This is a genomic window from Brucella sp. NBRC 14130 (genome assembly GCF_040371715.1).
Taxonomy (GTDB): Bacteria; Pseudomonadota; Alphaproteobacteria; order Rhizobiales; family Rhizobiaceae; genus Brucella; species Brucella intermedia.
In genome coordinates this window covers 307,478-321,593 of the sequence record NZ_BAABTE010000002.1, presented here as the reverse complement: position 1 = coordinate 321,593, position 14,116 = coordinate 307,478, and the positions used below count along the sequence as shown (strand labels likewise).

The following is a 14,116-nucleotide window of genomic DNA, read 5'->3' as shown; positions in this document are numbered from 1 at the left end:
CTGAACGAGGTTGCGCACGATGAAACGTCTCCTTCTGACACTGGCTTTCTTGCTGCCCGCGGTGCATGCGAATGCGGACTCTCTCTACGACAAATGCATTCAACAATCCGATGGCACAAACTCCGCTTGGGCGGAGTGTGGTGGCGCGTGGGTGAAGCGGGCCGACAGTGCGCTGAACGCGGCATGGAAGAAGACCTACGGTCAGGCTGATGGGCAGACAAAGACTGATTTGCTGGCCGAACAGCGCCTTTGGAACAGCTACAAGGAAGCGTCCTGCAAATTCTACGCGAATGGCGATTGGGGACGTGAAGGACAGGTGCTTTCGTTTCCGGCTTGCCGGGCGAAAGTCATAGAAGCACGTACCAAGCAATTGCTCGGATACAACGAACGGTGATCCGCCGACAAGCTTTCCCGCTTTAACGATGCCCCTCACAATAAAGCCGGGCGCAAGGCCCGGCTTTGTTCATTCCATGATCGTCCGGTTTATGCTGGACGGATCAGCACGTGACGCTTCTTGCCCAGCGACAGCTTGATGACGCCTTGATCGTTCAGAGCACCAGCGTCGACCATCATGCGGGGATCACTGACCGGCTCGTCATTGATGCGCACCGCGCCGCCTTCAACATGGCGACGGGCTTCGCCATTGGTCGTGCACAGTTCAGCGAGAACCATCAATGCCAGAACACCGATGCCACTGTTCAACGTTGCCTTGTGAACGCCGACCGTCGGGAGGTTTTCCGACAGTTCGCCATCCTCGAAGGTCTTGCGCGCCGTTTCCGCGGCTTCCTCGGCTGCGTCACGACCGTGCAGCATGGCCGTTACTTCCGTCGCGAGGATTTTCTTCGCCTCGTTGATTTCAACACCTTCAAGAGCGGCCAGCTTGGCGATCTCGTCCAGCGGAAGTGCCGTATAGAGCTTCAGGAACCGCTCCACGTCCGCATCTTCCGTGTTGCGCCAGTATTGCCAGAAATCATAGGCGCTCAGCATTTCGGCGTTCAGCCAGATGGCGCCGCCAAGCGACTTGCCCATCTTCTGGCCGGATGCCGTCGTCAACAGCGGCGAGGTGAGGGCGTAGAGCTGTGGGGTTCCCATACGGTGACCGAGATCGATACCGTTGATGATATTACCCCACTGATCCGAACCGCCCATCTGGAGGCGAATGTCATGGCGCTTGTTCAGTTCCACGAAATCGTAGGCCTGAAGGATCATGTAGTTGAATTCGAGGAATGAGAGCGACTGCTCACGATCGAGGCGCGTCTTCACCGAATCGAACGAAAGCATGCGATTGACCGAGAAATGACGGCCGACATCGCGCAGGAATTCCAGATAGTTGATGTTGCGCAGCCAGTCGGCATTGTTGACCATCAGGGCGTCGGTCGGGCCATCACCAAAGGTAAGGTAGTTGGCAAAGACACGCTTGATGCCGGCGATGTTCTCGGCAATCGTATCCTCGGTCATCAGCTTGCGGGCTTCGTCCTTGAAGGACGGGTCGCCAACCATGCCAGTCCCGCCGCCCATCAGCGCGACGGGCCTGTGGCCGGTCTGCTGGAGCCAGTGCAGCATCATGATCTGGATCAGTCCGCCTGCATGAAGGCTCGGAGCCGTGGGGTCGAAGCCGATATAGGCCGTCACGGTTTCCTTGGCCAACAATTCGTCGAGGCCACTTTCATCGGAAATCTGATGAATGAAGCCACGCTCGGAAAGCGTGCGAAGAAAATCGGATTTGAAACCGGACATTCCTTTTCCCTGACTGATAAGGCGAAGTTGAAACTGGTCGCAAGCGGCTGCTTACATCCATGTGATAAGTCCGCCTTTAGCACCAATCAACCGCCAATAACAAGGAAACTCCCGAATTGGCGGATTGCGAACCGGTAATTTGGCTTCATCTATTGGGGGGACTGGCGTTGGCCTCAGTGTTGTGCGGTGCTTGAAAACAGATTGAGCACAATGACACCGGCAATGATCAATCCCATGCCCAGCACGGCGGCGAGGTCGAGCTTCTGGCCGAACAATAGCCACCCGATCAAAGCAACGAGCGTCACGCCTATTCCAGACCATATCGCATAGGCGATGCCGACGGGGATGCTCTTCAGCGTCAGGGAAAGAAAATAGAAGGCCAGTCCATAAGCGACGATGACGATCATGGATGGTCCCAGCCGGGTAAAGCCTTCGGACGCCTTGAGGCTGAGCGTTCCGATGACTTCGGACACGATGGCGATAGCGAGGATAGCATAAACCGGCATGTCACGCTCGTGAGATGGAGATGAAAGGACGAATCATTTGACGGCGATGGTAACATCGCATGAAAAATCCGGCGGGAGACCCGCCGGATGAGACGCTGCAAATCGGGAAAACGACTTGCCGGATTGCTTGTTAGCGAAGGCGCTTCGGACGCGCTTCCACCAGTTCGCCAGCCAGACGGCGATCAAGATATTCGGCGCAATCCTCGATGAGTTCATCGCCCTGACCGGTGAAGAAGTGGTTTGCTCCCGGAATCGTGGTCTGGGTGATGGTGATGCCCTTCTGGGTCTTCAGCTTGTCGACCAGAGCCTGCACGTCCTTCGGCGGCGCGACCTTGTCGTTATCGCCATGGATGATGAGGCCGGATGACGGGCAGGGCGCCAGGAAGGAGAAATCATAGGTATTCGGCTGCGGGGCGACGGAAATGAAGCCTTCGATTTCCGGGCGGCGCATCAGAAGCTGCATGCCGATCCACGCACCGAACGAGTAACCGGCGACCCAGCACGTCTTGGAGTCGGGGTGAAGCGCCTGCACCCAGTCGAGAGCGCTTGCCGCGTCCGACAACTCGCCCGCACCGTGGTCGAATTCGCCCTGGCTGCGTCCAATACCGCGGAAGTTGAAGCGCAACGTCGTGAAGCCGCGCTGCTGGAACATGTAGAAAAGATCATAGACGATCTTGTTGTTCATCGTGCCGCCGAACTGCGGATGCGGATGAAGGATGAGCGCGATTGGAGCATTCTTTTCTTTGGAAGGCTGATAGCGACCTTCGAGGCGTCCGGCAGGGCCGTTGAAAATGACTTCTGGCATGTGTACTCCGCTCGTAACGGGAAGACCGGATCTGGACGGCGAAACTTGACGTTGTTGGACGCCGCTTCTAGAACCGGTTTGAAATTTCGACAGACTGAAAGCGAGTTTCAGTTCCTATGGGGGCTTAATAGGCTTTTCTTGATTGAAAATTCAAGAAAATTGCGCTTCCAGAATTTTGTTTAGGAGATAGGTACGGTGAACGGGAGCGGCAAGAGGCTCTATCTGGACTATAATGCCAGTGCTCCGTTGCTTGAAGAGGCGCGGGATGCGGTCGTCAACGCACTCGGCATTACCGGAAATCCATCCTCCGTGCATCGTGAAGGCCGCGCCGCACGCGCGCTCGTTGAAGCAGCGCGTCGCAGCGTTGCCGCGCTCGTCAATGCCAGGCCGGACCATGTTTTCTTTACATCAGGTGCAACAGAAGCCGCTTCGACGCTGCTGACACCGCACTACATGATGGGACGGTCGCCGGTCCGCCTGTCGCATCTCTATGTGAGCGGGACGGAACACCCATGCATGCTGTCCGGTGGCCAGTTTGCCCCGCAGGACGTCACGGTGCTGCCGGTCGACGCAAACGGCATCGTGGAGCTTGATTCCCTGAAGGCTGCCCTCGGCCGTCACGACAAAAGCGCCGGACTGCCACTCGTGGCGATACAGGCTGCCAATAATGAAACGGGGATCATTCAGCCGGTTGCCGAAATTGCCGCTATTGTGAAAGCTGCTGGCGGTATTTACATCGTCGATGCCGTGCAGGCTGCTGGACGCATTAAATTAGACATTTCAGATAATTGCGGTGATTATCTCATAATCTCCTCACACAAGATCGGCGGACCGAAAGGTGTCGGTGCCATCATTGCCATTTCCGATCTCATGATGCCGCGCGCGCTTGTTCGCGGCGGGGGGCAGGAGAAGGGGCATAGAGCGGGAACCGAAGCCCTGCCGCTGATCGCCGGTTTCGGGGCCGCGGCTGATGTCGCCAAAGCGCGGCTGGACGGAGATGGCTGGTCTCCGGCAATGCGGGACAGGCTGGAAGCAGGGCTGGCCGCAATTGCACCAGACGCGGTGATCTATGGCCAGTCGGTCAACAGACTGCCGAACACCACATTCTTTTCGCTTGAAGGACAGAAGGCCGAAACCGTGCAGATCGCATTTGATCTTGGCGGGGTCGCTCTTTCAGCAGGTTCGGCCTGCTCGTCTGGCAAAGTCGGTCCCAGTCATGTCCTGTCGGCAATGGGATACGGAGACAGTCTGGGGGCGATCCGCGTTTCACTGGAGCCGACCGCAACGCCCGATCAGGTCGATGCGTTTCTCGAAGTGTTTCGCAAAATTGTCGAGCGCCGCGCTAAAAGAGCCTGACCCAAGCCGAAATTGAAGTTCCGCCCCGGGGACGTATGTTACCTGCAAGCGCGGTTTCACGGGGGAGTTTTATAAGTTGATTGTTTTAATCGGCATTTTTTCGGGCAAATTTGCACCCGGCGCTTGAAATTCAGTTTAGAGAGGTTTTAAAGAAGGGCCACGCACACTATATCGAGACGGTAATCAAGACTATTATCGCCTTGACGTTTGCAACTGTCGGGCCTTGACCCCGACGAGGATGGAGAACGCCGATGCCTGCAGTGCAGGAGACCATTGATCAGGTCCGCGGCCTTGACGTGGACCAGTACAAGTATGGCTTCGAGACGACGATCGAAGCTGAGAAGGCCCCCAAGGGCCTTAACGAAGATATCATCCGCTTCATTTCCGCCAAGAAAAACGAGCCGGAATGGATGCTGGAATGGCGTTTGAAGGCCTATGAACGTTGGCTCACCATGGAAGAGCCGACCTGGGCTCGTGTCGATTATCCGAAGATCGATTTCCAGGACGCATATTACTATGCGGCGCCGAAAAACCAGTCCGGTCCGAAGTCGCTCGATGAAGTCGATCCGGAATTGCTGAAGACCTATGAAAAGCTTGGTATTCCGCTGCGCGAGCAGGAAATTCTTGCTGGCGTTCGCAAGCAGGGCGAGCCGAGCGAAATCGACGGCAACCCGTCCGATAATGTCTATGCGTCGGGCCGCGTGGCCGTTGATGCCGTGTTCGACAGCGTTTCGGTCGTCACGACCTTCAAGGAAGAACTCGCCAAAGCTGGCGTGATTTTCTGCTCGATTTCCGAAGCGATCCGCGAGCATCCCGAACTGGTGCAGAAGTATCTGGCTTCTGTGGTTCCCGTTTCGGACAACTATTATGCGACGCTGAATTCGGCTGTCTTCACGGACGGTTCGTTTGTCTATGTTCCGAAGGGCGTTCGCTGCCCGATGGAGCTTTCGACCTATTTCCGCATCAACGAAAAGAACACCGGTCAGTTCGAACGGACGCTCATCATCGCCGATGAAGGCGCGTATGTTTCTTATCTCGAAGGTTGCACCGCACCGCAGCGCGACGAAAACCAGCTGCACGCGGCTGTCGTTGAGCTGATTGCGCTCGAAAACGCCGAAATCAAGTACTCGACGGTCCAGAACTGGTTCCCCGGCGACAAGGATGGCAAGGGCGGCATCTATAACTTCGTTACCAAGCGTGGCGATTGCCGTGGCGATAATTCCAAGATTTCGTGGACCCAGGTAGAAACCGGTTCCGCAATCACGTGGAAATATCCGTCCTGCATTCTGCGTGGCGACAATTCCCGCGGCGAGTTCTATTCGATTGCCGTTTCCAACGGCCATCAGCAGATAGACTCCGGCACCAAGATGCTGCACCTCGGCAAGAACACGTCGAGCCGCATCATCTCCAAGGGTATTTCGGCCGGCAAGTCGAACAACACCTATCGCGGACAGGTTTCTGCCCATCGCAAGGCTGAGAATGCCCGTAACTTTACCCAGTGCGACTCGCTCCTGATCGGCAATGATTGCGGCGCGCATACGGTGCCGTATATCGAGGCGAAGAACGCCACGGCGCAGTTCGAACACGAGGCAACCACCTCCAAGATTTCGGAAGACCAGCTGTTCTATGTGATGCAGCGCGGGATTCCGGAAGAGGAGGCAATCGCTCTCATTGTCAATGGCTTCGTGAAGGAAGTCATTCAGGAACTGCCGATGGAATTCGCCGTCGAAGCCCAGAAGCTTATCGGCATTTCGCTTGAGGGCAGCGTCGGTTAACCGACGCGCCCATTCCATCTCGCATCAGATTTTCTGGCCAGCCTTTTCCTGGCATTAGAACAAGGTTTACATTCATGCTTGAGATCAAGAACCTCCATGCAAAGATCGCCGACACGGATACAGAGATCATCCGTGGCCTGAACCTCACCGTGAACAAGGGTGAAGTTGCTGCGATCATGGGTCCGAACGGTTCGGGCAAGTCCACGCTTTCCTATATCCTCGCGGGTCGCGAGGACTATGAAGTGACGGAAGGCGACATTCTCTATAACGGCGAGTCGATCCTCGAACTCGACCCGGCCGAACGCGCCGCCAAGGGCATCTTCCTGGCTTTCCAGTACCCGATGGAAATTCCGGGCGTTGCCACGATGGAATTCCTGAAGGTTGCGATGAACAGCCAGCGCAAGGCGCGTGGCGAGCCGGAACTGAAGATTCCTGAATTCATCAAGCGCGTGAAGGACGCCGCTGGCGGCCTCAACATCGACATGAACATGCTCAAGCGTCCGCTCAACGTTGGCTTCTCGGGCGGTGAAAAGAAGCGCGCTGAAATTCTGCAGATGCAGCTTCTGGAGCCAAGCCTTTGCGTCCTCGACGAAACCGATTCCGGTCTCGACATCGATGCGCTGAAGATCGTTTCGGAAGGCGTGAACGCGCTGCGTTCGCCAGATCGCGCCGTGGTCGTCATTACGCACTATCAGCGTCTGCTCGAGCATATCATTCCGGACAGCGTGCACGTTCTGTACAAGGGCCAGGTCATCAAGTCCGGTGACAAGAGCCTTGCGTTGCATCTTGAAGAAAATGGTTATGCCGACGTAATCGGCGAAGCTGCCTGAGGAGGGATGGATCATGAATATCCAGACCGCCCCGGCTGCCAAGCCGCGAACGCCGGCTGAAACTGCGCTGATCGACAGCTTTGCCGACCGCATGGGCGACCTGCCGGGCAATGGCGACGTTGTCGTTGCACGTGATGCGGCCCTTGAATCGCTCAAGGAAAACGGCATTCCGTCCCGTCGCGTTGAAAGCTGGCACTACACGGATTTCCGTACGCTTCTGAAAGGCGTGGCGCCCTTCGATACCTCCGCGGGAACGCAGGCATTGCCCGCGCTGATCGCCGGTTCGTCGATTGTCGCTGCGAGCAACGGCGTTGCTCTTGCTGCGAATGCACCCCAAGGCGTGTCGCTGACGCCGGTCCGCGAAGCGCTGGCTGACGGCTCGCTCGTCACCCAGCTCCGGTCACGGGGCTTCGACGATACGATTGGCCAGATCAACGCTGCCTATGTCAGCGATGGCTGGATGGTTTCGGTTGCAGATGGCACCGAACTGGAAGCTCCGCTGGAACTCCAGAATATCCAGAAGGCCGGACAGGGACACACACGTTTCCCGGTTCGCATTGGTGCCAATGTCAAGGCCACGATCGTGGAACGCCAGAATGGCGGCGAGGGCGATGCCTTCTCCACTTCTGTCAACCATGTAACCGTTGGCGATGGCGCCGAAATTCTCTGGGTTATCCTGCGAGATTTCGGCCAGGCAACGCAGCTCTCGCAGTTCAATGCGACCATGGGCAAGGGTTCCCGCCTGACGCTTTACATCATCAATGCGGGCGGCAAGCTCGTGCGTCAGGAAGTGCACGTCAACGTGGCCGGAGAAGATTCCGACTTCGAACTGCGCGGCCTCAACCTGCTGGCTGACGACAGCCATACCGACGTGACCATGACGGTCGGCCATCTTGTGGAGAACACCCGTTCGACCGAGATCGTCCGCAATGTGGTCAAGGACCGCGCGCGCGGCGTCTTCCAGGGGATGATCCGCGTTGCGCAGATCGCTCAGAAGACCGACGCCCGCATGGCCTGCAACACGCTGCTGCTGTCGGATGAAGGCGAGTTCGATGCCAAGCCGGAACTCGAAATCTTTGCCGATGACGTGGCCTGCGGCCATGGTGCGACGGTTACCGAATTGTCGAAGGACTATCTGTTTTACCTGATGGCCCGAGGCATTCCGGAAAACGAGGCTCGTGGCCTGCTGATCAAGGCTTTCATCGCCGAGATTATCGAAGAGCTGGAAGACGAAACGCTGGTTGAAGCACTGGAAGAAGTGCTGTCCAACTGGCTCGCCAGCCATGCCTGATTGATTGAGGCGGAGCGTGTGAATATGCGCTCCGCCTTTTCCTGCCGAAACGGCAAGAGGAACGATCATGGACCATAAGAATCCGCTTTTAGCGCGCTATGACGTCGAAGCGATCCGCCGGGATTTTCCGATCCTTTCGCGCGAAGTGCACGGCAAGCCGCTCGTCTATCTCGACAATGGCGCATCGGCGCAGAAGCCGCAGAGCGTCATCGACGCGGTTGCTCACGCTTATTCCAACGAATATGCCAATGTTCATCGCGGGCTGCATTTTTTGTCGAATGCGGCAACCGATGCCTATGAAAAATCGCGTGAGACGGTACGCCGTTTCCTGAACGCCGGTTCGGTTGACGAAATCGTCTTCACAAAAAATGCGACCGAGGCGATCAACACGGTCGCCTACGGCTATGGCATGCCGAATATCGGCGAGGGGGATGAAATCCTGCTGTCGATCATGGAGCATCACTCCAACATCGTTCCGTGGCATTTCATTCGCGAAAGACAGGGTGCGAAGCTCGTGTTCGCACCGGTGGACGACGAAGGCACCTTCCACATCGCAGAATTCGAGAAGCGCCTGACGGAACGCACCAAGCTCGTTGCGATCACGCATATGTCGAATGCGCTTGGAACGGTGACGCCGATCAAGAAGATCGTTGAACTTGCCCATGCGCGCGGTATTCCCGTTCTGGTCGATGGAAGCCAGGGCGCTGTGCACCTTCCTGTCGATGTGCAGGATCTCGGCTGCGATTGGTATGTCTTTACCGGCCATAAGGTTTACGGCCCATCCGGCATTGGTGTGCTCTATGGCCGGTCGGAAATGCTCGAGAAGATGCGTCCTTTCCAGGGCGGCGGTGAAATGATCGAAGAGGTGACGGAAGAATACGTCACCTATAATCATCCGCCGCACCGTTTCGAGGCAGGCACGCCTCCGATTGTTCAGGCTATCGGTCTTGGCGCAGCACTTGAATATATGGAAAAGATCGGCCGTCACGCGATCCTCGCTCACGAAGAGGACTTGCGTGATTACGCCCACGAACAGCTTGGACGCATCAACAGCTTGCGCATTTTTGGCAATGCGCCGGGCAAGGGAGCCATCATCTCATTTGCGCTTGAAGGAATTCACGCGCATGACGTGTCGATGGTGATTGATCGGGCAGGGGTTGCGGTGCGTGCAGGAACGCATTGCGCGCAGCCGCTCTTGAAACGCTTCGGCGTTACATCTACATGCCGTGCATCCTTCGCCCTGTACAATACCCGCGCTGAAGTGGATGCATTGGCGGAAGCCTTGGAAAAGGCAAGGAAGTTTTTCGGATGACCGACATGGAACAGAAAACTGAGGATCGAACCGTCTTTTCTGCCTCCGCCATCCCGCAGGAAGAACTCCTGCGCATGACGGATGACATCATTGCGGCCTTGAAAACGGTCTATGATCCGGAGATTCCAGCCGATATCTACGAGCTGGGCCTCGTCTACAAGATCGACATCGAAGATGATCGCACCGTGAAAATCGAGATGACGCTGACGGCTCCCGGCTGCCCGGTGGCGGGCGAGATGCCCGGCTGGGTCGAGAATGCCGTCGGCGCGGTCGAAGGTGTGTCAATGGTGGAAGTCACCATGACGTTCGATCCGCCATGGACCGCGGACCGTATGTCCGAAGAGGCACAGGTAGCCGTCGGCTGGTACTGAAATCAGTCTCTGCTCCTCCCGAAGTCGAGAGCCGGCCCCGGGAGGAACGCTTTCAAAATCCGGTTGTCTTCGAGTAATGCAGGGATTGCTTGCCCCAGCATGCCTGAAGCAGCCCGGCAACGCCTCCCAATGCCGTAGCGAATGAAACCAGTCCCTGTCCCCCCTTGAAGGGCAGGGTAAAGGTTGCGCTCAGCAGTTTCCATAATCGGCTAAGAAACCTGACTGGGAACTGCTTTATTGCCCGCCAGCGGTTCACTCTGTATTGGAGCGCGAATTCACTCGCATTATGATCCCGGTTCCTACGGAAATGGTAAGAAAAGCTTATTCTGCAACAAGGGACGGTTTCATAGACAATCGCGTCGGGCGCCCAGCCGGTCCTGGCGCCGAGTTTTTTGGCTTTAAGCCACAGGTTCCAGTCTTCTCCACCCGTCAGACCCAATTGCGAATCAAACCGTAACCCCGTTCTTCGAAAGAAGTCGAGCCTTCCCATCCAGCTGCCGGTTGCAACCTTGATGGCGTCGGCCTTGTTTTCCTGCCACTTCTGACGCGCACGCAGTTCAGCTTTGACGCTGTTCTTCTCAACGCCGGACCAGATCAGGTTTTGCCAGATATTCAGTTGCGGATTGAACGGCCTTGGCCGTACCGGCGAGCCAAGGATATCGAGATTCATGCGCTGCTGCTCGGCCAGCAGTTGCTTCAGCCAATCGGTTGCGACAGTCTCGTCATCGTCTACAAAAACAAGAAAGTCCGCTCCCGCCTGTTCAGCAAAATCAAGGGCGCGATTACGTGCAGACGAAATGCCGATGCGTGTTTCGAGCAAATAAAGCACCGGGTATGGGTAAATTTTCGGCCTCATTTCGGCAAGCCAGCCATCCAAGGTGTTGGCCGTATGATTCTCGACAACCAGAAATTCGATTCTTAAAGAATCCGGAAAGTCCAAATCGCATAAAGACAAATAAAGATTTGCAAGCATTCTTGGTCTATTGCGCGTAATAGTCGCAATAATAATACTAACTTTTTCCATTTATAAATCTCTATTATAGATATATCTAAATAATTTGAGGTATGGAAATATAATAAAGAAATATTCAGTATTACTATGGTTAAAGTTAGGCAGAATTAAGTAAGCGAAATTGCGGGGGAATCCTGCACCGAGACCCTGTGTAACCGGCAGTAATCAAGCTCGAAGCGGAGGCGCACTCGAATCCAGAAATCAAAAATGTGGCCAGTTGTGGAGAATGTTCCACAATGAACAATCCGCCTTGCGCAGCGCTGTAATAATAACGATGAGGATCTAGGTGGGAGGTGTTATTGCCAGCTTATGTCATTGTAACAAAAGCACAATCCTCCGATTATGAGGATATGTTGGTGCCCCCAGAGAGACTCGAACTCCCGACCCCCTGATTACAAATCAGGTGCTCTACCAACTGAGCTATAAGGGCACTTGCGCCCGATTAGCACAAATGCAGCGACTGTAAAACGAAAATTCGTCGCAAGCAGGTCATGGCAACCGGGTTTTTCATGTGATAGCCAATAGCGGGTTGGGAAAACAGTGGCAAACTTGTCAGAGTTGGGCCGGATTCGGGACTGTAAACATGGAAGATAAATCGCTCGCGCTGCATTTTCTGTCATCAGGAACCGAAGAATCACTGCTCGCACAAAAGGATCTGGTGGCTCGCTACGGCCATGTAGCGGCGGAAGATGCCGACATCATTGTCGCGCTTGGCGGTGATGGAACCATGTTGCAAGCCTTGCGCGACTTCATGAGCAGCGGCACGCCGATCTATGGCATGAATCGCGGGTCGGTTGGCTTTCTCATGAACGAGTTTAGCGTGGACGACCTGCCAGCCCGTATTTTGGCCGCTCAGATGGAAACCATTCGCCCGCTCGTCATGGTCGCAGAAACGGAATCCGGACAATCGTTCGAAGCATTGGCGATCAACGAAGTTTCCCTGTTCCGCCAGTCCTATCAGGCCGCCAAGATCAGGATAACGATCGATGGCAAGGTGCGGCTCGATGAACTTGTTTGTGATGGTGTGATGGTCGCGACGCCAGCAGGCTCCACCGCCTACAATCTCTCGGCGCAAGGGCCGATCCTGCCGCTTGAGGCGCCGCTTCTGGCGTTGACCCCGGTAAGCCCGTTTCGCCCGCGTCGGTGGGGTGGGGCGCTGTTGCCCAAGCATGTGACCGTTCGTATGGATCTGCTGGAAACCGAAAAGCGTCCCGTCAACGCAGTCGCGGACAATAATGAAGTCAAATCGGTTCGTTCCGTCACGGTGCGGGAAGCGCCGAACAGCCAGGTCGCCATTCTTTTCGATCGCAATCATTCATGGGATGAACGCATCCTGACGGAACAGTTCAGGCATTAGCTCTGGCAGGAAAAGGGCGCGCGACCTGAGCAGTGCCGATTGCTTTTTAGCTTTTGATAATTTGAATAAATTTGTTCATGTTCGACGTTGATTTCGATTGTTGCAGCATGATTGAAGCAATTTGATATCTTTCGATGGTATTTTAGTTGACTTTTGCACGCTGTAGACGTAGGCGATGCTGCAAGAAAACGCATATTGCGTTGCAGACGCCTTATTCTGCCTTGGTTCCTGCGCCCGATGACGCGGCTGCAATGACAGGATGGGTGGAAACCATTTCCAAACCAGAGAGCTGCGCCTCCATTGACGACATTTGCCGAACTCGGTCTTTCCCCGAAAGTGCTCGCCGCTGTTGAAGCGGCAGGATATACTGCGCCCACGCCCATCCAGGCCGGAGCCATTCCTCCAGCCCTTGAACGCAAGGATGTTCTGGGCATCGCGCAGACGGGAACCGGAAAGACGGCCTCTTTCGTGCTTCCCATGCTGACGCTTCTGGAAAAGGGCCGGGCGCGGGCGCGCATGCCTCGCACGCTCATTCTGGAGCCGACCCGTGAACTCGCCGCGCAGGTCGAGGAAAACTTCGCCAAATACGGCATCAATCAGCGGCTGAATGTGGCTCTTCTGATTGGTGGCGTTTCATTCGATGACCAGGAACGCAAGCTGGAGCGCGGTGCGGACGTCCTCATCGCGACGCCTGGCCGCTTGCTCGACCATTTCGAGCGCGGCAAGCTGCTCCTGACCGGTGTCGAAATTCTCGTCATCGATGAAGCCGACCGCATGCTCGACATGGGCTTCATTCCAGACATCGAGCGCATCTGCAAGCTCATCCCGTTCACGCGTCAGACGCTTTTCTTCTCGGCCACCATGCCGCCGGAAATCACCAAGCTGACCGAACAGTTCCTGCATTCTCCCACGCGCGTCGAGGTCGCAAAGGCCTCATCGACGGCCAAGACCGTCACCCAGCGCCTGGTGAAATCCACCAAGAAGGATTGGGACAAGCGCGCGGTGCTGCGCGATCTCATCCGCGCCGAAGGCGATACGCTCAAGAACGCAATTATCTTCTGCAACCGCAAGAAGGACGTATCGGAGTTGTTCCGCTCGCTGACGCGGCATGAATTCAACGCCGGAGCCCTGCATGGGGACATGGATCAGCGCGCACGCATGACCATGCTGTCCAATTTCAAGGACGGCAAACTGCAGTTGCTGGTCGCGTCCGACGTGGCTGCCCGTGGTCTCGATATTCCTGATGTGAGCCACGTTTTCAATTTTGATATTCCGATCCATTCGGAAGACTATGTTCACCGCATCGGCCGTACTGGTCGCGCGGGCCGTTCCGGCAAGGCCTTCACCATCGTGACGCCTTCGGATACGAAATATCTGGCTGCTATCGAAGACATGATCGGTGAAAAGATCGAATGGCTGGACGGTGATCTGTCCACCCTGCCGGCCTCCGACGAGGCGGACGATCAGCGCAAGGGCAAGAATGCGCGCGGCAAAGGCAAGGACGCCAAGGGCAAGGAAAAGCCGAAGGACAAGGCGAAGGCCAAGCCTGCGGAAATCGTTGATCCTGCCGAGCAGCCCCAGCCGGTCATTGAAACCAGTGACCGCCGCGATGCGATCCGCGCTTCCAATGACGAGCGCCGCGGCAAGCCGCAGCACGAACAGAAGCGCCGTCGTGATCGTGACGATGACGGCCCGTCGCCTGTTGGCTTCGGCAACGATATCCCGGCCTTCATGCTGATTCCGACCGGAATCTGATGGGAGAAA

The 14,116-nt window shown here is 56.1% G+C and carries 13 protein-coding genes and 1 tRNA gene; 9 read left to right on the top strand and 5 right to left on the bottom strand.

The genetic code is table 11. The features are described 5' to 3' along the window. Positions 1 to 19: 19 nt before the first annotated feature. Positions 20 to 394, top strand: a complete 375-nt coding sequence (locus tag ABWW28_RS05035) for a lysozyme inhibitor LprI family protein (protein WP_021585086.1) — start codon at positions 20 to 22, stop codon at positions 392 to 394. Positions 395 to 483: 89 nt separating this feature from the next. Here ABWW28_RS05035 and tyrS read toward each other — a convergent pair whose 3' ends face one another. The 3 genes from tyrS to ABWW28_RS05020 all read right to left on the bottom strand — a co-directional run bounded on the left by tyrS (position 484) and on the right by ABWW28_RS05020 (position 3,048). Next, positions 484 to 1,737, bottom strand: coding sequence for a tyrosine--tRNA ligase (tyrS, locus tag ABWW28_RS05030; RefSeq protein WP_021585087.1), 1,254 nt, complete (start codon positions 1,735 to 1,737; stop codon positions 484 to 486). 173 nt (positions 1,738 to 1,910) lie between these two features. After that, entirely contained in the window at positions 1,911 to 2,243 is a 333-nt protein-coding gene (locus tag ABWW28_RS05025) for a DMT family transporter (protein WP_021585088.1), read from the bottom strand. Between the two features lie 130 nt (positions 2,244 to 2,373). Further along, positions 2,374 to 3,048 carry an alpha/beta hydrolase gene (locus ABWW28_RS05020; protein WP_006472141.1) on the bottom strand — a complete coding sequence of 225 codons (675 nt, stop codon included), beginning with the start codon at positions 3,046 to 3,048 and terminating at the stop codon, positions 2,374 to 2,376. 195 nt (positions 3,049 to 3,243) lie between these two features. Here ABWW28_RS05020 and ABWW28_RS05015 point away from each other — a divergent pair, with 195 nt between their 5' ends. The 6 genes from ABWW28_RS05015 to ABWW28_RS04990 all read left to right on the top strand — a co-directional run bounded on the left by ABWW28_RS05015 (position 3,244) and on the right by ABWW28_RS04990 (position 9,983). Further along, positions 3,244 to 4,404, top strand: coding sequence for a cysteine desulfurase family protein (locus ABWW28_RS05015; RefSeq protein ID WP_021585089.1), 1,161 nt, complete (start codon positions 3,244 to 3,246; stop codon positions 4,402 to 4,404). Between the two features lie 251 nt (positions 4,405 to 4,655). Next, a complete protein-coding gene (sufB, locus tag ABWW28_RS05010) occupies positions 4,656 to 6,179 on the top strand; it encodes a Fe-S cluster assembly protein SufB (protein WP_006466708.1) in 1,524 nt (507 codons plus the stop codon). Positions 6,180 to 6,253: 74 nt separating this feature from the next. After that, positions 6,254 to 7,009, top strand: coding sequence for a Fe-S cluster assembly ATPase SufC (gene sufC, locus ABWW28_RS05005; RefSeq protein WP_021585091.1), 756 nt, complete (start codon positions 6,254 to 6,256; stop codon positions 7,007 to 7,009). A 13-nt stretch (positions 7,010 to 7,022) separates the two neighbouring features. Beyond that, positions 7,023 to 8,300 (top strand): Fe-S cluster assembly protein SufD, encoded by a 1,278-nt coding sequence (gene sufD, locus ABWW28_RS05000; RefSeq protein ID WP_021585092.1) that lies wholly within the window; start codon positions 7,023 to 7,025, stop codon positions 8,298 to 8,300. Between the two features lie 67 nt (positions 8,301 to 8,367). Continuing rightward, positions 8,368 to 9,612, top strand: coding sequence for a cysteine desulfurase (locus tag ABWW28_RS04995; RefSeq protein ID WP_021585093.1), 1,245 nt, complete (start codon positions 8,368 to 8,370; stop codon positions 9,610 to 9,612). Then, a complete protein-coding gene (locus tag ABWW28_RS04990; RefSeq protein ID WP_006472145.1) occupies positions 9,609 to 9,983 on the top strand; it encodes an SUF system Fe-S cluster assembly protein in 375 nt (124 codons plus the stop codon). The genes ABWW28_RS04995 and ABWW28_RS04990 overlap by 4 nt, the downstream gene beginning before the upstream one ends. Positions 9,984 to 10,035: 52 nt before the next feature. Here ABWW28_RS04990 and ABWW28_RS04985 read toward each other — a convergent pair whose 3' ends face one another. Continuing rightward, on the bottom strand, positions 10,036 to 11,007 hold the full coding sequence (locus ABWW28_RS04985) for a glycosyltransferase family 2 protein (protein WP_006472146.1): 972 nt from the start codon (positions 11,005 to 11,007) through the stop codon (positions 10,036 to 10,038). 342 nt (positions 11,008 to 11,349) lie between these two features. Then, positions 11,350 to 11,425, bottom strand: a tRNA-Thr gene (locus ABWW28_RS04980). A gap of 153 nt (positions 11,426 to 11,578) precedes the next feature. On the opposite strand from ABWW28_RS04980, the gene ABWW28_RS04975 reads away from it, so the two are divergent. Both ABWW28_RS04975 and ABWW28_RS04970 read left to right on the top strand, forming a co-directional pair. Next, positions 11,579 to 12,352 carry an NAD kinase gene (locus ABWW28_RS04975; RefSeq protein WP_021585095.1) on the top strand — a complete coding sequence of 258 codons (774 nt, stop codon included), beginning with the start codon at positions 11,579 to 11,581 and terminating at the stop codon, positions 12,350 to 12,352. 300 nt (positions 12,353 to 12,652) lie between these two features. Then, positions 12,653 to 14,107 carry a DEAD/DEAH box helicase gene (locus ABWW28_RS04970; RefSeq protein ID WP_006472148.1) on the top strand — a complete coding sequence of 485 codons (1,455 nt, stop codon included), beginning with the start codon at positions 12,653 to 12,655 and terminating at the stop codon, positions 14,105 to 14,107. Positions 14,108 to 14,116 lie beyond the last annotated feature (9 nt).